Source organism: Geoglobus ahangari (genome assembly GCF_001006045.1).
Taxonomy (GTDB): domain Archaea; phylum Halobacteriota; class Archaeoglobi; order Archaeoglobales; family Archaeoglobaceae; genus Geoglobus; species Geoglobus ahangari.
Map to the genome: position 1 here is coordinate 1,529,535 of NZ_CP011267.1, position 21,655 is coordinate 1,551,189.

At 54.0% G+C, this 21,655-nt stretch carries 27 protein-coding genes; 21 read left to right on the plus strand and 6 right to left on the minus strand.

Features of this window, described 5'->3' with window-relative positions; all coding sequences use genetic code 11:
* Positions 1-81: 81 nt before the first annotated feature.
* The 8 genes from trpC to trpA are packed head-to-tail and all read left to right on the plus strand — an operon-like array spanning position 82 to position 6,438.
* On the plus strand, positions 82-780 hold the full coding sequence (trpC, locus tag GAH_RS08820; RefSeq protein ID WP_048096201.1) for an indole-3-glycerol phosphate synthase TrpC: 699 nt from the start codon (positions 82-84) through the stop codon (positions 778-780).
* The gene (trpD, locus tag GAH_RS08825; RefSeq protein WP_048096203.1) at positions 773-1,750 is read left to right on the plus strand and encodes an anthranilate phosphoribosyltransferase; all 978 of its coding nucleotides are present in this window, start codon (positions 773-775) and stop codon (positions 1,748-1,750) included. Before trpC ends, trpD begins: the two co-directional genes overlap by 8 nt.
* The gene (locus GAH_RS08830) at positions 1,723-3,018 is read left to right on the plus strand and encodes an anthranilate synthase component I (RefSeq protein WP_048096205.1); all 1,296 of its coding nucleotides are present in this window, start codon (positions 1,723-1,725) and stop codon (positions 3,016-3,018) included. Before trpD ends, GAH_RS08830 begins: the two co-directional genes overlap by 28 nt.
* Positions 3,015-3,575 (plus strand): aminodeoxychorismate/anthranilate synthase component II, encoded by a 561-nt coding sequence (locus GAH_RS08835; RefSeq protein WP_048096207.1) that lies wholly within the window; start codon positions 3,015-3,017, stop codon positions 3,573-3,575. The genes GAH_RS08830 and GAH_RS08835 overlap by 4 nt, the downstream gene beginning before the upstream one ends.
* Positions 3,572-4,189 (plus strand): phosphoribosylanthranilate isomerase, encoded by a 618-nt coding sequence (locus GAH_RS08840; protein WP_048096209.1) that lies wholly within the window; start codon positions 3,572-3,574, stop codon positions 4,187-4,189. The genes GAH_RS08835 and GAH_RS08840 overlap by 4 nt, the downstream gene beginning before the upstream one ends.
* Positions 4,186-4,533, plus strand: coding sequence for an ACT domain-containing protein (locus GAH_RS08845; RefSeq protein ID WP_048096212.1), 348 nt, complete (start codon positions 4,186-4,188; stop codon positions 4,531-4,533). Before GAH_RS08840 ends, GAH_RS08845 begins: the two co-directional genes overlap by 4 nt.
* Positions 4,530-5,696 (plus strand): tryptophan synthase subunit beta, encoded by a 1,167-nt coding sequence (trpB, locus tag GAH_RS08850; protein ID WP_048096213.1) that lies wholly within the window; start codon positions 4,530-4,532, stop codon positions 5,694-5,696. Before GAH_RS08845 ends, trpB begins: the two co-directional genes overlap by 4 nt.
* Positions 5,689-6,438, plus strand: coding sequence for a tryptophan synthase subunit alpha (trpA, locus tag GAH_RS08855; RefSeq protein ID WP_048096215.1), 750 nt, complete (start codon positions 5,689-5,691; stop codon positions 6,436-6,438). The genes trpB and trpA overlap by 8 nt, the downstream gene beginning before the upstream one ends.
* Positions 6,439-6,443: 5 nt before the next feature.
* Here trpA and GAH_RS08860 read toward each other — a convergent pair whose 3' ends face one another.
* Both GAH_RS08860 and GAH_RS08865 read right to left on the minus strand, forming a co-directional pair.
* Complete coding sequence (locus GAH_RS08860) at positions 6,444-6,866, minus strand: PIN domain-containing protein (RefSeq protein WP_084632370.1); 423 nt, start codon at positions 6,864-6,866, stop codon at positions 6,444-6,446.
* Positions 6,835-7,092, minus strand: a complete 258-nt coding sequence (locus GAH_RS08865; protein ID WP_048096219.1) for an AbrB/MazE/SpoVT family DNA-binding domain-containing protein — start codon at positions 7,090-7,092, stop codon at positions 6,835-6,837. Before GAH_RS08865 ends, GAH_RS08860 begins: the two co-directional genes overlap by 32 nt.
* A gap of 272 nt (positions 7,093-7,364) precedes the next feature.
* Here GAH_RS08865 and GAH_RS10465 point away from each other — a divergent pair, with 272 nt between their 5' ends.
* Genes GAH_RS10465 through GAH_RS08885 form a run of 4 tightly spaced genes read left to right on the plus strand, consistent with a single transcriptional unit; the run spans position 7,365 to position 11,405 of the window.
* Positions 7,365-8,960, plus strand: a complete 1,596-nt coding sequence (locus GAH_RS10465; RefSeq protein ID WP_052747833.1) for an ATP-binding cassette domain-containing protein — start codon at positions 7,365-7,367, stop codon at positions 8,958-8,960.
* Positions 8,961-8,994: 34 nt separating this feature from the next.
* Positions 8,995-9,864 carry a 4-demethylwyosine synthase TYW1 gene (twy1, locus tag GAH_RS08875; protein ID WP_048096220.1) on the plus strand — a complete coding sequence of 290 codons (870 nt, stop codon included), beginning with the start codon at positions 8,995-8,997 and terminating at the stop codon, positions 9,862-9,864.
* Positions 9,854-10,438 (plus strand): translin family protein, encoded by a 585-nt coding sequence (locus GAH_RS08880; RefSeq protein ID WP_048096222.1) that lies wholly within the window; start codon positions 9,854-9,856, stop codon positions 10,436-10,438. Before twy1 ends, GAH_RS08880 begins: the two co-directional genes overlap by 11 nt.
* Before the next feature lie 37 nt (positions 10,439-10,475).
* A complete protein-coding gene (locus GAH_RS08885; protein ID WP_048096223.1) occupies positions 10,476-11,405 on the plus strand; it encodes a phosphoribulokinase in 930 nt (309 codons plus the stop codon).
* On the opposite strand, the gene GAH_RS08890 is transcribed toward GAH_RS08885, so the two are convergent.
* From GAH_RS08890 to GAH_RS08900, 3 genes are all read right to left on the minus strand, one after another.
* Positions 11,406-12,905 (minus strand): Na+/H+ antiporter, encoded by a 1,500-nt coding sequence (locus GAH_RS08890; RefSeq protein ID WP_048096225.1) that lies wholly within the window; start codon positions 12,903-12,905, stop codon positions 11,406-11,408.
* A gap of 36 nt (positions 12,906-12,941) precedes the next feature.
* Entirely contained in the window at positions 12,942-13,583 is a 642-nt protein-coding gene (locus tag GAH_RS08895; RefSeq protein WP_048096226.1) for a hypothetical protein, read from the minus strand.
* 62 nt (positions 13,584-13,645) lie between these two features.
* Positions 13,646-14,440 (minus strand): MEMO1 family protein, encoded by a 795-nt coding sequence (locus GAH_RS08900; RefSeq protein WP_048096227.1) that lies wholly within the window; start codon positions 14,438-14,440, stop codon positions 13,646-13,648.
* A gap of 37 nt (positions 14,441-14,477) precedes the next feature.
* On the opposite strand from GAH_RS08900, the gene GAH_RS08905 reads away from it, so the two are divergent.
* On the plus strand, positions 14,478-15,368 hold the full coding sequence (locus tag GAH_RS08905) for a diacylglycerol/lipid kinase family protein (protein WP_048096228.1): 891 nt from the start codon (positions 14,478-14,480) through the stop codon (positions 15,366-15,368).
* On the opposite strand, the gene GAH_RS08910 is transcribed toward GAH_RS08905, so the two are convergent.
* On the minus strand, positions 15,340-15,546 hold the full coding sequence (locus tag GAH_RS08910) for a heavy-metal-associated domain-containing protein (protein ID WP_052747834.1): 207 nt from the start codon (positions 15,544-15,546) through the stop codon (positions 15,340-15,342). The two genes, GAH_RS08905 and GAH_RS08910, sit on opposite strands and share 29 nt — an antisense overlap.
* Positions 15,547-15,642: 96 nt before the next feature.
* On the opposite strand from GAH_RS08910, the gene GAH_RS08915 reads away from it, so the two are divergent.
* Genes GAH_RS08915 through hisS form a run of 8 tightly spaced genes read left to right on the plus strand, consistent with a single transcriptional unit; the run spans position 15,643 to position 21,567 of the window.
* Positions 15,643-16,167 (plus strand): winged helix-turn-helix transcriptional regulator, encoded by a 525-nt coding sequence (locus GAH_RS08915; RefSeq protein ID WP_048096229.1) that lies wholly within the window; start codon positions 15,643-15,645, stop codon positions 16,165-16,167.
* A 21-nt stretch (positions 16,168-16,188) separates the two neighbouring features.
* Positions 16,189-16,758: a CBS domain-containing protein gene (locus GAH_RS08920; protein WP_245604012.1), complete on the plus strand. Its 570-nt coding sequence runs from the start codon at positions 16,189-16,191 to the stop codon at positions 16,756-16,758.
* Positions 16,755-17,363: a hypothetical protein gene (locus GAH_RS08925; protein WP_048096231.1), complete on the plus strand. Its 609-nt coding sequence runs from the start codon at positions 16,755-16,757 to the stop codon at positions 17,361-17,363. Before GAH_RS08920 ends, GAH_RS08925 begins: the two co-directional genes overlap by 4 nt.
* Positions 17,360-18,307: a beta-ribofuranosylaminobenzene 5'-phosphate synthase gene (locus GAH_RS08930; RefSeq protein WP_048096232.1), complete on the plus strand. Its 948-nt coding sequence runs from the start codon at positions 17,360-17,362 to the stop codon at positions 18,305-18,307. The genes GAH_RS08925 and GAH_RS08930 overlap by 4 nt, the downstream gene beginning before the upstream one ends.
* Positions 18,297-19,073: an NOP5/NOP56 family protein gene (locus GAH_RS08935; protein ID WP_048096233.1), complete on the plus strand. Its 777-nt coding sequence runs from the start codon at positions 18,297-18,299 to the stop codon at positions 19,071-19,073. The genes GAH_RS08930 and GAH_RS08935 overlap by 11 nt, the downstream gene beginning before the upstream one ends.
* Positions 19,051-19,713 (plus strand): fibrillarin-like rRNA/tRNA 2'-O-methyltransferase, encoded by a 663-nt coding sequence (locus GAH_RS08940; protein ID WP_048096234.1) that lies wholly within the window; start codon positions 19,051-19,053, stop codon positions 19,711-19,713. The genes GAH_RS08935 and GAH_RS08940 overlap by 23 nt, the downstream gene beginning before the upstream one ends.
* Positions 19,710-20,372, plus strand: coding sequence for an RNA ligase partner protein (locus GAH_RS08945; RefSeq protein WP_048096236.1), 663 nt, complete (start codon positions 19,710-19,712; stop codon positions 20,370-20,372). Before GAH_RS08940 ends, GAH_RS08945 begins: the two co-directional genes overlap by 4 nt.
* Complete coding sequence (gene hisS, locus GAH_RS08950; RefSeq protein ID WP_048096237.1) at positions 20,362-21,567, plus strand: histidine--tRNA ligase; 1,206 nt, start codon at positions 20,362-20,364, stop codon at positions 21,565-21,567. Before GAH_RS08945 ends, hisS begins: the two co-directional genes overlap by 11 nt.
* Positions 21,568-21,655: the final 88 nt, after the last annotated feature.

Genomic DNA, 21,655 nt, shown 5'->3' on the forward strand with positions numbered 1-21,655 from the left:
TCTCCTTTATACTTTTTTCAGCACCTTACGTTTCCGTCATTCTGGAAAGGCTTATAAACCTCTCGGGTTTGTTCCCAAACAATGAGAAAATACCTATCAAAAATGATTAAGCTTAGGAAACAGGAGGGACTCAACGCGGTGATAGCCGAGATCAAGGTGCACTCCCCGAGGCACGGGGATATGCTGAGGGGAAGGAGCGTTTTCGACATCCTTAAAGCGTATGAGAGGTGCGATGTGGCCGGGATATCCTACATCACGGAGGAGAAGCACTTCAGGGGGAGCTTCGAGACGTTCAGGGAGATCTGCAGGAACACGGACCTGCCCGTTCTGAGGAAAGACTTCGTAACGAGTGTTGATGAGGTGGAGAGGACGGCTGAGGCTGACGGCTCGGCACTGCTGCTTATAGCCAGAGTTCTCGGCGACAGAACTGCGGAGTTAGTGGACGTTTGCCACGACCACGGGATCGAGGCCCTCGTCGAGGTGCACTCCAGAGATGACGCGAGCATCGCAATCGAAACCGGTGCCAGGCTGATCGGGATAAACAACAGGGACATCTCGAGGCTCGAGCTCGACGACGGGAGCGTGGAGGTCACCGAGACGATCGCTCCCCTGCTGAAAACTCCGGCCTTGAAGGTCAGCGAGAGCGGAATCTCCAGCCTTGAGCACCTGGCCCGCGCTTTGAAGCATGCAGACGCCGTTCTTGTTGGAACGGCTTTCATGTTAGCTGATGATCTGGAAGGAAAGGTGAGGGAGTTTGTGAGGGGTGGTGGGGATGCTTGAGCACGTTCTCTCCTCAGAAAGGATGACGTTCGATGAGGCTTACAGGGCATTTTCCTCCCTCTTCGACGAGAACCCCTACAGAATCGCTGGCTTTCTCTCGGCCCTCGAGGTGAGGGGGTACGGGGCTGAGGAGATAGCGGGATTCGCAAGGGCGATGGTGGATCAGGCCGTCCGGCTGAACCTCGGCGAGGTGATGGACGTCGTTGGCACGGGTGGAGACGGCATGGCGACGATAAACGTGAGCACGGCCACGGCCATCATCCTCTCGCTGTTCACGAGGGTTGCGAAGCACGGAAACAGATCCGTGACGTCGAAAAGCGGTTCAGCCGACTTTCTCGAAAGGGCTGGAGTGCGGATCGTGCTCGATCCGGGTGAGGTGAGGCGAATGATCGAGAAAACGAACTTCACGTTCCTCTTCGCACCCCTCTACCACCCCTCTCTTTCGAGGGTGATGCCCGTCAGAAAGAGTCTGGGGATAAGGACAGTGTTCAACATCCTCGGCCCCCTCGCAAACCCTGCGAGACCGCGGAGGATTCTGCTTGGTGTGAGTGATGAAAGGATTGCTGAGAAGATTGCCGTAGCGTTGAGCATGCTCGGCGTTGAGAGGGCAGCGGTTGTGCATGGCTATCCCATCGATGAGGTCAATCCGTCGGGCAAAACTCTCGTGTGGGAGATTGACGGTGACAGGATGGAGAGCTACACCATAACTCCCGAGTACTTTGGCGTAAAGAGATGCAAACTTGTCCCATGCCTCTCTGCTGAGGAGAGTGTGGAGAGGGTCAAAGCAGTATTCTCCGGGAAAGGGCTGGAGGAAGACAGGAAATTCATCCTGCTCAACTCGGCTCTCGCACTCTACCTCTGCGGCTACGACTTCACCGAGGCAAGAGAGCTGGCAGAGAGCACCCTTGATGGAAGCGCCCTGAAAAAACTGGAGGAAATAGCATGCGTGTCAGGCAGCTCGATCCAGTAGAGCCGGTCAGGCTCTACAGCGTCCTGAGAGAAGAGGAGTATCCGTTCATACTCGAGTCTGCTGACAGGCACAGCAGAAGGGCCCGTTACTCGTACATCTCCGCGAACCCTGACTTTGTGGTTGAGGTTGGTGAAAGGGGAACGGTGGTGGACGGAACGCGCGTCTCAAAGGAGAGAGACCCATTCAGGGCCCTCAAGAGCTTCAGCCTGAGCGCGTCGGGAAGGAGGTTCTCCGGAGGATTCGTTGGCTACATCTCGTACGACAGCGTCCTTCAGCACATTGGTGAGAGGGTGGAGAAGGGTTCGGTTTTCGGTCATTACAGCTCATTCTTCGCCTTCGACCACCTCGAAAACAGGCTGTACTTCTTCGCCGATAGCGATGAGGAGCTTAAGTGGGCTGAAAGGGCTGTGAGGAGGGCGAAGAGGGCTGAGATCGAGTCAGAGGATGGGACGTCGGAGATTGCGGGACAGGATTCTGGCATGGAGGAGTTTGTCGAGGATGTTCTTAGGGCGAAGGAGCACATTTTTGCTGGAGACGTCTTTCAGGTCGTCATTTCGAGGGAGTATGTCGTGGACACAGATCTGTCCCCCTTTCAGGCCTACCTGAACCTGCGAAGGCTGAACCCAAGCCCGTACATGTTCTGCCTCGAGTTTGACGTTGCGCTTGCGGGCTCCTCTCCGGAAACCCTCGCGAGCGTGGAAAACGGCTACCTGAAGGTCAACCCCATAGCCGGCACCGCGAGGAGAGGGAAGAGTGAGAAAGAGGACGATGAAATCGTGATGAAGCTTCTGGAGGACGAGAAGGAAAGGGCAGAGCACGTGATGCTTGTGGATCTGGCGAGAAATGACGTCAGAAAGGTGTGCAGGGCAGGGAGTGTGGAGGTCGTCAGGTTCATGGAGGTGCTGAAGTACAGCCACGTGATGCACATCGAGAGCGAGGTGAGGGGAAGACTGAAGGAGGGCTGCGACGTCTTCGACGCAATTTCAGCATGCTTTCCAGCAGGTACGCTCACGGGAGCGCCGAAGATCAGGGCAATTGAGATCATAGATGGGATCGAGCGATCCAGGAGGGGAGTTTACGGCGGAGCGGTGGGCTACTTCTCCCATGAAGCGGACTTTGCAATAGCTATCAGGATGGCGGAATTCGGGAAAAAGGTCAGAGTGAGGGCTGGAGCGGGGATAGTTGCCGACTCCGTGCCTGAAAGGGAGTTCTTCGAGACCGAGAGGAAGATGGAGGCGGTTTTAAGGGCCCTGGGGGTGGAGAGGTGATCCTCGTCATAGACAACCGCGACTCATTCGTGTGGAACCTCGTCGAATACGTCTCGCTGTTCGACAGGGTGAGGGTTGTGGGAAATACCTTGACGGCTGCAGAGGTGAAAAGGCTCGATCCAGACGGAATCATCATCTCGCCCGGTCCGGGGCATCCTGAGAACAGAAGGGATGTGGGAAACTGCCCGGAGATCATACTGAAGTCTGAAGTCCCCGTTCTCGGGGTCTGTCTCGGACACCAGATCATCGCCCAAGTTTTTGGAGGCAGGGTGGAGAGGGTTAGTCCCGTCCACGGGAAGGCGAGCCTGATCGAGCATGATGGCAAAGGCATCTTTCGCGGGGTTTCAAGGCCGCTGAAGGCCGGGAGGTATCACTCCCTTGCAGTGACTGAAGTGCCGGACGGGTTCAGGGTTACTGCCGTTTCTGGTGGCGTTGTGATGGGCATCAGGAGCAGGGATGGGCTGCTGGAGGGGGTGCAGTTTCACCCCGAGAGTGTGCTGACGCCGAGAAGCGAGGGGCTCAGGATTGTGAGGAACTTTGTGGAGGCCTGCAGATGATTGTGAAGGTGTGCGGCATAAGGAGCACTGAGGAGCTCGAGCTCGTAGAGAGATATGCGGACTTCACAGGAGTCGTGATGGATGGCAGCTCGAGAAGATTCGCCGGGCGGGAAAGGGCGAGGGAGATAGTGGAGGTGGCCTCGATACCGGTCTTCGTGGTCCTAACATGCGACAGCTTCGAGGAGGCTTACAAAATCGCGGGTGAGATAAGCGCGGAGAACATTCAGGTGCACTCCCAGAATTTTCCGGCTGAGGACTTTCAGATGCTGAAGGAGCACGGATTCAGGCTGATAAAAGCGTTCAGGATTCCAAAGCACTCCGAAGACTTCAGAAGGGATGCAGTGGAAATAATCAGGATGATCGAGCAGTACCGTCCAGACTATCCCCTCCTCGACACCGGGAAGGGTACTGGTGAGGTTCACGACCTGAGGGTCAGCAGGGAGGTTGCAAAGGCTGAGAGAATAATTCTCGCGGGAGGCCTGAATCCCGGGAATGTGAGGCACGCTGTCGAGTTCGTGAAGCCACTGGGTGTGGACGTGTCAAGCGGTGTGGAGAGGGACGGAAGGAAGGATGAGGCCCTTGTAAGGGCATTTGTGAAGGAGGTGAGAGGATGATTGAGGTTCATGAGGAGGTTTTTGCGGTCGTCAATGTTGGGAGCCTTGGGAATGCGGACTTCTTTGCGGCGGTCAGGGATGCTGACGGGAAGCTCACGCTGATTCTTCCCGAGAAACACCTGAAGGATCTTGAGTTTTCAGAGGTGGAGAAGGGATTCAGGCTGATAACCTTCAGAACCAAGCTCCCGTTCGACACGGTTGGGTTTATAGCCAAGGTATCCTCAGCACTTGCTCGGGAAGGAATCCCGATTCTCGTGCTCTCATCATTCTCCACAGACCACATTCTCGTCAGGAACGAGCATGTCGAGAGAGCGGTCGAGATTCTCGAAAAGGTGGTCTTATGAGGTTTGGCGAGTTTGGAGGAAGGTTTGTCCCTGAGATGCTCATACCTCCGCTTGAGGAGCTTGAGGAGAAGTACGAGGAGCTGAAGGAGAGTGAGGAATTCAAGAGAGAGCTTGATGAGCTGCTGAGGAGCTATGCAGGACGGCCAACACCACTTTACTACGCCGAAAACCTGAGCAGAAAGGTTGGAGGGGCAAAAATCTACCTCAAAAGGGAGGATCTGCTCCACAGCGGAGCCCACAAGATAAACAACACCCTCGGACAGGCTCTTCTCGCCAAGCACATGGGTAAGAGCAGGCTCATAGCCGAGACGGGGGCCGGACAGCATGGTGTAGCAACAGCCATGGCAGGGGCAAAGCTCGGGCTGAAGGTGGACGTGTACATGGGGGCTGAGGATGTTGAAAGGCAGAGGCAGAACGTCTTCAGGATGCGCCTGCTTGGGGCGAACGTAATTCCAGTTGAGAGCGGGAGCAGAACCCTCAAAGATGCAATAAACGAGGCCCTGAGGGACTGGAGCAGAACTTTCGAAAGCTCTCATTACCTCATCGGCTCCGTGGTTGGCCCCCACCCATACCCAACAATTGTCAGGGACTTTCAGTCCGTCATTGGCAGGGAGATCAGGGCACAGATCCTCGAAGCTGAAGGATGTTTGCCAGAGGCAATAATCGCGTGCGTTGGGGGAGGGAGCAACGCCATCGGGGCGTTTTATGAGTTCATCAAGGACAAAGAGGTTAGGTTGATAGGGGTTGAGGCAGGAGGTAGGGGAATAGAGAGCGGGGAGCATGCTGCAAGTCTAAACGCAGGAGAAAAGGGAGTGTTGCACGGAATGCTCTCGTATTTCCTTCAGGATGAGGATGGTCAGATTCTCGACACCCACAGCATCTCAGCTGGCCTTGACTACCCGGGAGTGGGACCAGAGCACGCGTGGCTCAGAGAGACCGGGAGGGCTGAGTACGTAACAGCATCGGATGATGAAGCTCTCGCAGCCTTCATGGAGCTGTCGAGGACTGAGGGGATAATCCCGGCCCTCGAATCTTCCCACGCTCTGGCATATGCGATGAAGCTCGCGGAGCAGCTCGACAGGGATAGCGTTGTGGTAGTGAACCTCTCGGGCAGGGGTGACAAGGATATGGGCATCGTGATGGAGGTGCTGGGGAATGCTTGACAGGTCTCTGGTTACGTTCATCACTGCAGGCGATCCGAGTCCGAAAAAAACCCTGGACTTCATGCTCGTTCTCGAGAGGTACTCTGACGTGATCGAGCTCGGAATCCCATTCAGCGATCCTGTCGCTGACGGCAGTGTGATACAGAAAGCAAACGTCAGAGCATTGAAGAACGGGTTCAGAGTCAGGAGTGTCTTCGAAATCGTGAGGGAGTTCAGAGAGCATTCTGAAAGGAGGGTCGTGCTTATGACCTACTACAACCCCGTGTTCAGGATGGGTGTTGAGAAGTTCGTCAGGCTCTCTGCTGAAGCGGGGGTTGATGGCATGATCGTTGTTGACCTGCCGGCAGACAGCAGCGAGGAGTACGTGAGGATCTGCAAAAAACACGGAATCAGAACGATCTTCATCGCCTCGCCCAACACCACTGACGAGAGGCTGAGGGTTATTGATAACGCGAGCACGGGTTTTGTTTATCTGACCTCTGACTATGGCACGACGGGCAGAAGGGATAAAATCGGGGAGAAAGCTTTCGATCTTCTCAGGAGGGCCAAGAATATTTGCAGGAATCCCGTTGGCGTGGGATTCGGCGTCTCCAAGGCGGAGCATGTCAGAAGTCTGATCGATGCTGGGGCTGACGGGGTGATAGTGGGGAGTGCGATCGTGGAGCTTGTGGAGAAGCATGGCAAAGATGCGGATGGGTACATTGAGGAGAGGGTGAGGGAGCTTGCGAAGGGGCTTGGCTAACTCTTCTAAAGAAGATTTTCAATGGCTTCTTTGATACTCCAGATCTGTATCACTCTCCTCTTTTTTATTTCGTCAAAGTGCTTGTCATTTGTAATCAATATGGCGTCAGCCTTCAGACACGTAGAAGCATGGTAGATGTCGGCAAATTCGTTTTTTGGCATAAATTTCTTGCAAATCTCTACGCTATGAATGTCGGGTTCAACAAGCCTGATTTTTTCCTCGATTACTTCCAGTAAAATTGACCCAGATCTTCCGAGATATTCTTTGTATCTTCTGTATTCTTCCAGCAGAACTGAATTTCCAACAAGCTCTATTTCCTCGGAAAAACACAATTTGAATATCAATGCGGTAGATTTTGTGATTCCAGACTTCGCCGACGCGATGAAAAGATTTGTATCAGGAAAGATTCTCAATCTTCTCTTTTGCAATCTCATTCACATCCTGTTTTATTTTTTCGATGTCTCTGCTCTTTAACGATTTGAATTCCTCTAAGGCCTCATTTATCATCTGGGTGAAGTCTATCTTCCTCATGACAAGGATGTTGCTGGAAAGCTTGAAAATCAGAAGTTCATCATCTTCTCTGAGCATTAACTCCTCTCTTATTTCTTTGGGTATTGTAATCCTGCCTCTCTTATCGAGTTTTGCAATGACCATCGATTACCCATCTGTGGGTAAAATTATATAATGTTTTTCTTTCGTTCCATTGGTAATTGCATGATTGCGAGGACAAGAAAAACAATGCTTGTAAACACTGTGTTGATCCATAATCTCTACGTTAATATCTTCTTTCCAACTTGCTCAGCCTGAAACGGCGTGTTGGCTTAATTTGGGGTCTGCCAAACGGGGTAAATTCCCGAATGCCCACTTTAAACATATAATTTACTCAATCAGGTAAAATTTTTAAATCTAAAACAGATGAAAATGTCGTGCATGCGATAGAAGTTCTAAATCTCGAAAAAAGATTTGGAAATACAAAAGCCCTTGATGGACTCACATTCAGCGTTGGGAAAGGAGAGATCTACACACTCCTCGGTAAGAACGGTGCTGGCAAAAGCACGACCCTTAAAATTCTTGCAGGGCTTCTCCGGCCCGATAATGGCTGTGCGAGAATCCTCGGACGTGATGTTAGAGACAGAAAGTCAGTACTCGAGCGAGTTGGTTACATTCCAGAGGAGCCTGTCCTGTTCCCGTATCTAACGGCGAGAGAAGTTCTGATGTTCTCTGCAAGGATGAGCGGGATGGACGAATGGGAGGATAGAGTGAGATATCTGTTGGAGGTGATCAGCTTCTCGCCCAAGGTGGAAGTCCGGAGCTCAAACAGCATGAGCTGGGGAACAAAGCCGGTGACCGAGCTGAGAAGAATGAAGGTGCACTACATTCCATTACTCGCGATTCCCGCCTACCTCATCGCAGAATTCATCACTCTCTACCTTCCTTCGGGATTGCCAGATTATTTCGCACTGTACTTTGCGATTCCAGCCGTGTCGTTCATGGACTTTCTTGCGAGGCAGGAGTCCTCGACGTTCTGGCTCTACAGGTCGAGCGATGTGGTCAGCGAATTCACAAAGGTGACAATCTTGAAGGTAGTACTTGGAGGATATGCAGTTTACCTCCCTTCAGCAGCCTTCGTTTACCCGTTAGTCTCAGATTTAATCTGGATTTACGTTTCGACCATATCTCTACCATTCATGTCCGTAATATGCACAGTTCTGGCTCTCAGAGATCTGTCGAAACCAAGGGGGGAGGCTGTTACATCTGTTCGGAGTGGAAAAGGGGACGGTGGGTGTTGCACACTTCTTCTTGCTGTCGCTGGTAGCAGGAGTTATCTATGCTCTGACGCTTTATGCTGGGTACTACTCAGCCCTCGTGATTCTGCTCCTGCCACTCTGCATGCCCATTCTGAAAAAGATTGGCAGCGAGGTGGATGTCGCGTGAAGGCAGTCGTTTACAGAGATAAGAGGAAAAGCACGATCACGTTCGCCATCTTTCTGGTGGGTGTCTTTCTGGCCTCGCTTGCGATGGTCTATGCAGGGCTGTCTGAAGCTGCGATTCTGGCGTTCTTTGTGGTGATTTATCTGGCCTTAAGAGTACCACTGTTTGTTTTTGCCAAAAGCGCGGAGTCTGTGGAGGTGGACGTGATTGAGGAGGTGGAGACAAGCCCTTCAGCAGTTTTCAGGGCGATGATCGGGAATTCAAAAGCTTTTATAATCTGTTTCTCGTCTCTGGTTGCTGCACTCATCCTGTTCGTCGCTATTATCCCTCAATACACGTTCTTTCCACTTAACATGCTTCTGATCCTCCTTGTTGTTTCGGTGTTCAGAAACACTCGCCTGAAGGTCTGCAGACAGGGGATCGTGGATGGTGGGAGCGCCTTAATTCCCTGGAGCGAGTTCTCCGGTGTGAGGAACGTCGGAGGACTGATAATTCTCGAGAGGAGGTTTGCTTTTCCTGTTGTTCTTCCAGAGCGGAAGGATTTGCTGCAGACAATTGGAGATCTCCTCGGCCCGAAAGCCAGCGGGTAAAATTATTTTAACTCTCCACACCCATCACTCATGAATGGTCAAGAGCCTGTCGGATCTCAAGGGATACCAGATAGTCGGGAAGCATTCGGCAGTAAAGACGTGTCTGTGGCTCAAGAAGTCGCTCAAGGATGAGGGTTACTGCTACAAACAGAAGTTTTACGGGATAGCGAGCCACCGCTGTCTTCAGATGTCCCCAGCCCTGATCTGCAACCTCTCGTGCGTTCACTGCTGGAGACCCCTTGATTTAATGCCTCCCTTCACCGAGTGGGACGAGCCGGAGTTCATCTTCGAGGAGTCCATAAAGGCCCAGCACCGATTGCTGAGCGGCTTCCACGGGACTGAGGGGGTGAACAGGAGGAAGCTTGAGGAGGCCTACAGGCCGAATCAGGTGGCGATAAGCCTCATAGGCGAGCCCACTCTGTATCCGAGAATCGACGAGCTGGTTGAGGTTTACAGGAGAAACGGCTTCACCACATTCCTTGTTACCAACGGCACGAACCCGCAGGCTGTGGAGAGGGTTGAGCCCTACCAGCTCTACCTGAGCATAACTGCATGGAATGCAGAATCCCACAGAGCCCTGCAGGGCAGAGACCAGTGGGGTAAAGTAGAGGAGACGATGAGGATTATGGCCGAAAAGGACAGCAGAACCGTGATAAGGCTAACGCTGATGAGGAACGTGAACATGGAGCCGGAGAAGTTTGTTGAAATTGTGGACAAAGTTCAGCCCGACTTCATAGAGGCCAAGGCCTACATGCACCTCGGGCATTCAAGGCTCAGGCTCGACAGGAGTGCAATGCCGTCCCACGAGGAGATCAGGGAGTTCTCCGAGAGGCTCGCGAGGCTGACAGGCTATGAGGTTAAGGATGAGAGCGAGATAAGCAGGGTGGTGCTCCTTGAGAGGTGATTACCTGCAAAGGCTCAGGGCTGAGCTGGAGGAGAAGGAGAGGGTGAGGGAGGAGCTCATACTGAAGTCGAGGGAGCTCAGGCTGAACAGCTCGAAGGCGATTGCAAACATCCACGCCGGCAGGTTCGAGAAGTCCGGAGAGTTTTTGAAGAAAGCAGAGGAGCTGCTCGACGATGTCCTAAGCTACAGGGACAGGTATCCGGAGCTGTTCTACCTCGCCCACGATGCGGTTCAGGAGTTTGTTGAGGCATACGCTTTCAGGCACATCGTCGAGAGGCTGGAGCTCCCAGAAGACCTTCCGGTGGACATCCCCCAGTCCGTTCTCCCCGGCCTTGCCGACTGCGTGGGAGAGATGAGGAGGTACGCGCTTACGCTCATGGTCAGGGGAGAGGAGTTTGATAGGGTGGAGAGGATAATCCAGCTGATGGAGGAAATCTACTTCACCCTGATAGAGTTCGACTTCCACGACAAGCTCACCAGCAATCTAAGGCCAAAGCTCGACATGGCGAGGAACGCGATAGAGAGGACGAAGTCCGACTACCTCACGGCAAGGGTATCGAGAGCGGTGGAGTGAGAAAAGCTTTTCTTTTTTCCCTGCAACAGGCCTTTCAATGGGCAGGGTTTTCTTGATAGGCATCGCCGGAGACAGCGGCTCGGGCAAGACCACATTTGCAGAGGGAATAAGGAGGATGTTCCCCGGCAGGGTTTCGGCGCTAAGCATGGACGACTACCACACCCTATCCCGGAGGGAGAGGATTGAGAGGGGAATAACGCCTCTCAACCCGGAGATGACTGATCTCGGACTTTTCAGAGAGCACCTGCTGAAGCTCAGGAGCGGAAAGCCCATCGAGAAGCCCGTTTACGACCACTCCACCGGAGAAATAAGGTGCTGCGAGAGGTTTGAGCCAAGTGAGATCGTAATAGCCGAGGGACTCCACACCCTTTACGAGGGGCTGAACGAGCTCTACGATTACAGGATATTTGTGGATCCTGCCAGAGAGATCAAGAGGAGGTGGAAGCTGAAGAGGGACGTTGAGGAGAGGGGCTATAGGAGGGAGGACGTCATCAGGGAGATAATCCAGAGGGAGCCAGACTACAAGAGGTACGTGGACTTCCAGAAGATCTACGCAGACACGATCGTGAAGATCTACCCCAGCATGCTGAGGAGCTCGGAGAGGATAGCCTACCTGTCCTCTCAGGAGGAGATGTACCGCGTGAGGCTCGTGTTCACGAACCTCTCTGTGAGCATGAAGCATGTCGGCCTGAAGCTGGACCTCTCGAGGATGATCAAGGCCGGAGAGAGGGACTTCGCCATATCCTTCTTCTCGGACTACTACCACGGAAAGAGGGCGAGCTTCATAGACGTGGATGGATTTCTGAGCGTGGAAATATTCGAGTCACTCCTCGACGTGCTGAGGGATGAGACTGGAGAGGAGCTGAAATGGGATGTGGGGGAGTACGCGAGCTCTACAGAGGTTGCGAAGCTGATGATCTGCTGGAACCTCGTTGAGGTGATGAAGTCGAGGAGTAACGAAGGATGATTAGTCTTTTCCATCCTCAATGCTCACGAGCTCCTCATCTATCTCCCTGATGACCTTTTCTCCAACCTCCTCGCTGATTATTCCCTTTCTGACCAGCTCGCTGACCGCACTCCTCTCCACCTCGAGGACTTCCCTCCACACCTTCCGGTACTCCTCCTCCCTTATGTCCTCCCGGCTCAGAACCTCTGAGACCTTGGCCTTGAGCCTCTGCTCAACCTTCTCCAGCTCGTCGATGACATGGCTTGCGATCTCGTGATCCACCTCACCCTTCGACGCCATCCTGTTCAGCTCCTCAACCGCTCTTCTAATCGAGAACAGCCTCGCTCTGAGCTCCTCGTATTCGGCCTTGCTCTCGTCCCTCCTGAAAACCCTTCTTGCATAAATGTCGAGGCTGAGCCCCTGAACCACAAGCGAGAATATCACCACTCCGAAAACCATCGAGACTATCTCTTCCCTCATGGGGCCGCTGTAGCTCAGCGCCAAGGCAACAGGGATGGTTCCGTGCAGTCCTCCCCAGAAGACCACGTTCTGCCAGGACAGCCTCATCCTCAGGGCGGAGAGGATTGGGTAGACAACGACCGCCCTGCCAGCCAGAACCGCGAGTATGGCGATGGCGATAAGGTCTGCATGCTCTGAGAGCCTGTAAACTGGAGTGTCGAGGCCTATAAGAATGAAGACGAGGGAGTTCACGATGAATACTACCGCGCTCCAGAAGTTCACAAGCGTTATCCTCGTTGTTGGTGACATTGAGAACTCCGTTCCGTAGTTGCCGACTATAAGGCCTGCCGTGACCACCGCGATGACTCCCGAGACTCCGAAAGCCTCGGCGATTAGAAAGGTTCCGAAGGCCAGTATGACTGTGAGCGTAACCTCGATGAGGGCATCGTCTATGTGGGCGAGGAGCCTGTAGGCTGAATAGCCCAGCAGAAATCCGACCACTGCTCCTCCGATGCACACAAAGAAGAACTCAGCGATCCCCTGCCATACCGACGTGCTCCCGGCCAGCATTCCGAGGAGTATTGAGTATATGACGACGGCGGTGCCATCGTTTATTATGCTCTCGCCCTCCATTATCGTCGTAAGTCTCTTGGGAGCCCCGAGCTTCTTGAACGTTGCGAGCACCGAGACCGGGTCTGTGGGAGAGACCATAGCGGCGAATATCAGGGCGAGCAGAATTGGGATACCGGAAAGGCTTGCTATGTAGCCTGCGACAAGTATCGAGATTAGGAGGCCGAGGGTTGCGAGGGCAAGGATGGGCTTGGCGTTTCTCCTAAGCTCGCCTATGTCCATCGCCAATGCTCCCTCGAAAAGCAGGGGCGGGAGGATGAGGGTGAACACGAGCTCCTCTGTGAGCTGGATTGGAGGAAAGAGGCCGGAAAGCCCCACAGCGATGCCCACGAGCACAAGGGCGATGGTGTATGGAAAGCGGACGTACTTTACCCCGGTTGCTATCAGGATGGCTATGAGAAGCAGGGAGAGGAGTTCGGCGAGCAGCTCCATGAAGAGTCTCGTATTTGGAGAAGATAAAGGAAGCGGTTACCCGTGCTCCTCCATTTCGAGGTTCGCACCGACCTTGAAGTAGACCGTTCCCGGCTGGATGTAGGGGACTATGCTCTGAATCACGTTGAGCTCGTAAACCTCCTCTCCGAAGCTGAAGACATTGTCCATCTTCCTGATGTGGATTGCCACGTCGAACATCCCGGAGATCGTGGCTATCTCGCCGTTGCTGTAGCTCTTCCACGCTGTGAACGCGATAATCTTCAGGTCGTCTCCTATGCTCTCGATGATCCTGAAGAACATCTTCTGGTAGTCCTCAACGATTATCTTCAGCAGCCCCCTGCACAGGATGATGAGCGTCCCCCTGAGCCCCTTTATGTACTCCGTGAGCTCGTCGATCTGGTTGTAGGAGAACGCCACGTCTCCGTCTCCATTTCCCGACAAATTCAGAGTCACTATTCTGGCCTTGCTCAGATCAACATCCGTGTGGGCTGAGATCTCCCGGAGCGTTTTCATCACGGGGTTGGATATGGCGAGAATCGTCAGCTCGCCCTCGGTCTCGTTCAGAATCCTCTTGAAGATGGAGAGCGCCGGGTATATGTTCTCGTAGAATATCACCGTGTTGTGGTTGTCCTTCACGAGCGCGTCGATGAGGTCGGCTCCCGTGGCAATCATCATCATGATTGTAATTTGAGGTTTACCGTATAAATTTCTTTCGCATGAAAGGTTTGTTTTAATCGGCGTTAATCGAACCTTCTGAAGGCTATACCCGCATAGCCAACAACGTAGCTCTTGTCAGCAACATCTCCGCTCGTGGAGTAGTGCACGAGCCTTGCACTGGCTCCAAAGTGCTTGGCCACGAGCATCGCAACGGCAATGGGCCCGTACCCGCAGACGCTGGCCTGCATGTCGTATATCGTCCTGTAGAACTTCCCGACGTCCATGCTCTCTATCGCCCTTATCACGACCTCATCCTTCCTCCTGCACTCCTCGTCTGGCAGGTAGTGGTGCATGTCGCTTGACGCCACAATCGCGAAGCTCCTGCCGGTCTCCTCGTACGCCTTTATGATCTCCTCCGCGACCTCCCTCGCGCTCTCCTCGTCCTGCAGCCCCATGCAGATCGCCACGATCCTGAAGTCCCTGTGCAGGTACTGCAGAAACGGGATCTGCACCTCGAGGCTGTGCTCCTCCGCGAAGGCCATCTCGTCAGGCACAACAGCTACCTTCGGCATCGCCTCGATGAACTCCTCGTCCGGCTCGACGACGCCGAGGGGGGTCATCCACTCGTCTCTGGAAACAGCCACCGGCATCCCGAAGCCCGTGTGGTTGGGGCCGATGACTATGAACGTCTCGACATCCGGCAGGAGGGAGTGAACTCTGCCTGCAGTCCTGCCGGAGTACATGTAGCCGGCATGGGGGGAGACTATCGCAATCACGTCCTCGTCCTTCATCCCCTTCTCCGTGAACTCACCGAGCATTGCGAGGAGTGATTCGGGGTTCGAGGGATAGAATGAGCCTGCAAACTTCGGGTACCTCATAGTTGTTAAATATGCTGGATTCTAAATAAACGTTGTCATGAGAGTTGGTGTCGTCGTCAACCCGAGGGCGGGGAGAGGTGCTGATGCTGAGCTTGTGAGGAGTGTGGTGGAGCGCCTGAGGCCAGAGAGGGTTCTTGCCGGCCAGGACGATCTCGGGGCGAGGTATCTGGATTCCTCAGAGATCATCGAGGTTGAGAGAACTTTCGACAGGCATGACACAGTGAGGCTCGTTAAGGCGATGGACGGGCTTGTGGACGTGATCGTGGTGTTTGGAGGGGACGGGACGATGAGCGATGCAGCGTCAGCATTTCCCGAGACACCGCTGCTCTGCATAGGCACAGGGACGACGAACGTGAGCCCCCTTCTGTGCCCGCCTGACTTCGATCCGAGCACGCTGGTAGAGGTGCCCTTCAGCGGCCTTTATGTCAGGGAGTTCGAGAGGGTTGCGTTCAACGACGTTGTTGCCGGCCCGACAATCCTCGCGACCGTTGATGGTAAGATCAGGGAGGTTGACGCCCTCGCATACATGCACGGAGAGGTGAAGCTTGGCAACCCCTCAAAGTTCTACGCCCGGGTATCTGCTGAGGGCCGAACCCTCGAGGGGGTTTACGGAAACATATTCATCTCGATGCTCGACTCGAGGTATTTGGGGAAGGGGATCTCCGGCGGAGCGTCGATATCTGCCTTCGTCGGCTTCAGCTGCCTCATAGCATGCCTCAGCCACACTGTCGTTGTTGGCTCGATGAGCAAGGAATCCCTCAGGAGCATAGAGCCGATAAAAACCGAGACCCTGAGCTTCGACAGCTCTGCAAAGATGTACGCTGAAACTGTTATCTCGGCCGATGGAAATCCGTTCACCCACTCTCAGGAGGTGGAGGTCGTCTACAAAAAAGATGTTGTCAGGGTTCTGAAGCCTCGACGACCTTAGCCGAGTATCCAAACCTCTCGATGGCCTTTATGTACCTCTCAACGTCTCCGTCAACTTCGATCTCTGCAGACCTGAGGTCTATGGAAACAACCTTCGCACCCTCCTTTGTCAGCACGTTTTTCACCGTCATCATGCACCCGTGGCAGGTAAGGCCAGACAGCTCGAGCTTAACCCTCATCAAATCACCTCGAAACGAATTTCGCGTTGAAAGTTATATACCTCTCTTTTAACCCGGTGTTAGAAAAGTAAATAAGATTGCTAACAAAGTGACTTCATGAAGCTGGACGAGTACGACATGAAGATCCTCGACCTGCTCTCAGAGAACTCCCGCCTGAGCTACAGCGAGATAGGGAAGATCCTCGGGCTTGCGAGGCAGACCGTCAAGTCCAGAATAGAGAGGCTCGAGAAGGAGGGAATCATAGAGAAGTACACGATCAAGATATCTCCTGCAATAGACACCAGAAAGACGTTCTTTCTGCTGATAGAAAGCGAGAACATGCCGGACGAGTTCCCAGAGGTCTACAGGGTTGGGAAAGACAGGTATCTTGTCAAGGCGGTCATCGCAACCCCCGACTCGCTTTCTGAGTATGCGAGGAGGTACAAAGTAGTGGAGATCTTGCCGGTCATAGAGTACAGGCAGGGGAAGATGACGGAGGGGATGGAGGTTGTTTTCAGGTGCGATTACTGCGGCAAGGAGCTCAGGGAGAAGCCGATAGTCTACAAGAGGCACAACAAGCTCTACGTCTTCTGCTGTCCAACCTGCCTCGACATGTTCAGGGAGTCAAATTACGATGGATAATATTTTATACTTCCGGGATGAATGGACTACATGTTTTTTGAGATCGAGGAAATCAAGCGAAAGCGAAAGAAGCTCGGCATAACCCAGAAGAAGCTGGCCGAGCTCGTCGGTGTCAGCCAGCCGCTGATAGCGAGGATTGAAAGCGGTGACCTCGATCCCAAGCTCTCACTCGTCAAAAGGATTTTTGAGGTTCTCGGCGAGCTTGAGGGGAAGGGCATTAACGCCCGCAGGATCATGAACTCTCCGGTCATCTCCGCCAGCCCGGATGACGGCCTTCTCGACGTCATAGACGTTATGAGGGAGAAGGGGATATCCCAGCTTCCCGTGATCAAGGACGGGTCAAATCTGGGCTGCATAACTGAGAGTTCGATACTGAAGGTCGTGATGATCCGGGGAATTGACGGGGCGGAGAACATGACGGTGAAGGACATCATGGAGGATCCCCTTCCGGAGATATCACCGAACGAGACGCTGGAGAGCATCTCGAAAATGCTTTTAAATAACCCTGCACTACTCGTGGTCGAAAACGGTAAGATAGTGGGAATAGTGACGAAGCACGACGTCATGAAGGCGATGAGGGAAAGGGAATGAACATCGGGAAGATTTTCTGGCACGGGATGGCGGAGGAGGAGAAGATAGAGTACCTGAGCAAGTTCAGCGTCGCGGTAATAGGCAGCAGGATGCTCATGGAGCTGCTGTGGAGGGGAGGCGTTGGATGTGTGAGGTACATAGGGGACTTCATCACTCCAAACGACGCGAGGCTGGACTGCACGGTTGAGCCACTCGAGGCAAATGACTATGATGTTGTTCACCCGATGAGCCCAGACTCGTGCGTGATAAGCTACCCGTTCCCGGACGACTACAGGGAGCTGAAGAGGCAGCTCAAGGGGATAGATGTGGTTGTTGCGCACAAGCACATCGACATTGCGGCGAGAATTGCCGAGGAGCTCGGCTCACCCTTCATCCCGAACATAATCACCACGTTTCTGCCAGACGGTGTGAAGTACTGGGAGGTTGAGATGCCGAGGGTCAAGTTCGACCCCATATCCTACGCCCTGACATGCTCAATTCAGGCCGGGGAGATTCTTAGGATATTCACGGGCTACCACATGCCGACAATTGCCCCAGAGGCCTACATCGTGGACACCCGCTCCCAGTACTACCTGAAGAAGGTGACGCTCAGGGTGAGAGAATGAGGGTTCGCATCAGAACCCCCTCGAGAATCCACATTACCCTCATAGACCTCAACGGGGAAATCGGAAGAGTGGATGGCGGCGTGGGCCTGACCCTCGACTCCCCCGGAATAGAGCTCGTTGCGAGGGAGAGTGACGGGGTTGTTGTTAGGGGTGAGGGAGAGTCCCTCAAGAGGTTCGAGGACGTAGCAAAGATATTCGCCGAGAAATTTGGAAGGGGAATCGAGGTGGAAGTAAAGGAGAGCTATCCATCCCACATTGGACTCGGGAGCGGAACGCAGACGAGTTTGGCCGTGGGGGTTGCCTACTGCAGGCTGTATGGAATCGACATGTCCCCGAGAGACGTTGCCGTGCTTACCGGCAGGGGTGGAACGTCTGGAATAGGGGTCGCGGCCTTCGAGAGCGGGGGGTTGATTGTAGATGGAGGTCACTCGAGAAGGGAAAAGCCTGGATTCTTGCCATCCTCCTTCAGCAGGGCGAGGCCCGCACCAGTCATCTCGAGGCTGGGCTTCCCGGAGGACTGGGACGTTTACCTCTTCATACCCGAGGGAAAGGGCTTCTACGGAATGAGGGAGAAGGATCTGTTCGAGAGGAACACCCCTCTGCCACTTGAGGAGGTCAGGGAGCTTTCGCACCTGATACTCATGAAGCTCCTCCCGTCTGTGGTAGAGCACGACTTGGATGGTTTCGCAGAGGCCGTTTACAGGATCCAGCACCTGGGCTTTAAGAGGGCGGAGGTCATGCAGTATGGTGACTTGATCTCCGGAGCCATAGAGGAGCTGAGGGAATACGGGGCGGTTGGCATGTCCTCCACGGGGCCGACCGTTTACTTCATCGGGGAGAAGGAAGGTGTGGAGGCCGGAAAGGCCTACTTCTCCGAGAGATGGGTGGATGTTGGCGTTGTGAAGACCAAGGCGAGGAACAGGGGGGCTGACGTTGAGGTATAACCTGTGGTTTGGTGTTTACGAGAACGGGAGGGTGGAGAAGAGCGGAGACCTGAGGAGGTCGTTCCTCAACGCGCACAACCCATCTCCCCTCCCATTCTCGGTGAGCGAGGTTGGTGCCGAGGTGTTTGGTGAGGAGTACTACCCGACGCTCAGGAAGGTAGCTATAAGCGTTGCCCAGATGCTCGTGGAGAAGGAGCTGAGGAGGGAGGACAGGTACGTAATAGCCCTCGTCAGAACCTTGGACGAGATAAACAACACCGCCAACCTGCTGGACGAGAAGCTCAGGGAGCTGAAGGAGGTCAAGGAGAGCGAGCTTGTTAGGGAGTTCGAGGAGAAGATTCTCGAGCTCAAGAGGTTCAGGGGAGAGATAGAGAGGGAGATAGAGGTTGTCATGAGGAAGATCGCACCCAACGTGAGCGAAATCGTTGGGGAGAAGATAGGGGCGAGGCTGCTTGAGAAGGCCGGGAGCCTGGAGAAGCTCGCGGAGATGCCTGCAAGCACGATACAGGTTATAGGTGCCGAGAAGTCGCTGTTCAAGGCGCTCGCGAGAATGAGGAAGGGGAGAAAGGCGAAGGTGCCGAAGCACGGAGTCATCTTCCAGCATCCGTTCATAAAAACCCTGCCCAAGAAGAAGAGGGGGAAGATGGCGAGGTTCATGGCCGGAAAGCTCGCGATAGCTGCGAGGATTGATTACTTCAAGGGAGAGTTGAATGAAAAGCTCGCTGAGGAGGTTAGGGGGAAGTATGAGCAGCTTTCAAGGAAGTGAAATCCTGCACAACGTGTTTGTTGGAGAGGTGGACGGCAGAAGGAGGCTGTTCACCAGATCACCCTATCCTCCCCACTACGGGGAGAGGAAGTTTGGAGACTACAGGGAGTGGATTCCGCAGAGGAGCAAGCTCGGTGCAATGCTCATCAAGGGGGAAAAGGTGAGGCTGGAGAGGGACATGAAAATGCTCTATCTGGGATGTGCGAGCGGAACGACGGTCAGCCACATATCTGACATTCTCGACGAGGGCGTGATTTATGGAGTAGAGTACTCGGCAAAGCCGTTCCAGAAGTTTCTGGAGCTGGCGATGGAGAGGAAGAACATAATTCCGATCCTCGGCGATGCGGGCAAGCCGGAGAGGTACAGCGGGATTGTTGAGAAGGTGGACTTCATCTATCAGGACATAGCGCAGCGAAATCAGGTTGAGATATTCAGAAGGAACTTTCAGTTTTTCGCAGAGGAGGATGCTGAAGGGCTGATCTTCGTCAAGGCGAGGAGCATAGACTCGACGAGGGATCCGGAGGAGGTTTACTCTGAAGTCGTCGAGGAGCTGAGCAGGAGCTTCAGGGTGCTGAAGAGGGGCTCTCTGGATCCGTATCACAGGGATCACATATTCGTGTACGTAAGGTGGAAGGGATGAGACAGAGGTTCGTTCTCGACACGACCGCAATCACGGACACCGGGATGAGGGTGAAGGAGGGCTATGAGACGCTCTGCGAGTCTGCGAACGACATACTCGACCTCATCGCCAAGGCGAGGCTCAAGCTGGACATAAGCTGCTACGTCCCCTATCCGTCCGTCTACACCGAGCTTACGAGCTTTTTCAAGAGGTACGGGTGTGAGAAGGAGGTCTTTGTCAAGCTCGACACGTGGCTCGTCAAAAAAACACCAAACAGGTACGAGGTCAAGATTCCCGCGGAGATCTTTCACGAGTACATCATCACGATGCGCCAGAAGATAAACAAGGCGAGGCGCATAGCCGAGGACTTCATGTGGGAGAGTTCGGCTCTCGGCCTGAAGTATGAGAAGAGGGAGGATCTGAAGGACGAGGTGGGGGAGCTGATCTCAAAGTTCAGGGACAAGTACCGGGAGGTCATGAGGCACGGCGTCCTCGACTCATCCCCAGACCTTGACGTTCTGCTTCTCGCCAAAGAGCTTGATGCGGCTGTAGTCTCGAGCGATGAGGGGATAAGAAGGTGGAGTGAGAGGATGGGTTTGAGGTTCGTCGAGGCTAACAAGTTTCCGAGAATGCTGAGGGAGTATCTGAGGCTCGTGGAGGGGAAGAAGGATGAGGATTGAGAGGCCGAGGGGGACGAGAGACTTTCTGCCCGACGAAATGGAGAGGAGGAGGGCTATAGAGAACTTGATGAGGAGGATCGCGGAGAGCTTCGGGTACAGGGAGGTTGCGACGCCGACATTCGAGCACCTCGAGCTCTTCACGCTCAAGTCCGGAGAGGGGATAGTGGAGGAGATCTACGCCTTCAAGGACAAGTCCGGCAGAGATCTGGCGCTGAGGCCTGAACTCACGGCTCCCGTAATGAGGATGTTCGTGAACGAGTGCTCGGTCATGCCGAGGCCCCTGAGGTTTTACTACTTCGCCAACTGCTTCAGGTATGAAAGGCCTCAGAAGGGGAGGTACAGGGAGTTCTGGCAGTTTGGTGTGGAGCTAATAGGAAGCGACAGGCCTGAGAGTGACGCGGAGGTCATCTACCTGGCTTACAAGATTCTGAAGGCTCTCAGAGTCAGGTTCACCCTTCACGTCGGGCATGTTGGACTGCTGAGGAGCGTTCTGAGGGATGTTGGGGAGAGGGACAGGGCGATGAGGCTCATAGACAAGAAGGACTGGAAGGGGCTCGAGGAGCTTTTGAGGGCTGAGGGGAGGAAACACCTCCTCGATGTCGTTCTGCAGCTGTCTGAGGCTGAGAGTGTCGAGGAGGCGAGGGAGATCTACCCGGACTTTGACTACAGCCACGTTGAGAGGGTTGCAGAAATCCTTGAATCCCTCGGCGTGGATTTCAGGCTGGACTTCGGGATAGCAAGGGGGCTGGACTACTACACGGGCGTGGTTTTCGAGATGTATGCTGAGGGTCTGGGGGCTCAGAAGCAGGTGTGCGGTGGTGGCAGCTACAGGCTCGCAAAGCTATTCGGCGGGGAGGACGTGCCGTCAACAGGGTTCGCGATTGGGTTTGACAGAGTCGCGGAGGTCTGCGAGGTTGAGGTTGAGAGGCCGAAGGTCGCGATTGTGGTTGGCTTTGGCGACCACAAGAAGGCGATGAAGGTCGCAGAGATTATCAGGGAAGCTGGGGTTGCTGCGGTTGTTGATGTGATGGGCAGGAACGTGAAGAAGCAGCTGAGCTTCGCCAACTCGATCAATGCAGACTATGCCGTCTTCGCTGGCGAGGAGTTTGACAGAGGGGTTGTGACGGTCAAGGATCTGAGGAGCGGTGAGCAGAGAGAGGTGAAGGTGCAGGAGCTGAATGAGCTGTTCGGATAACCTCTGGCTTTCACCTTGACTTTTTTTCCGGTCAATTTGAGGGGCTGGAGTAAAAATTGTTATAAATTTTAATGACAAATCTTGCTCC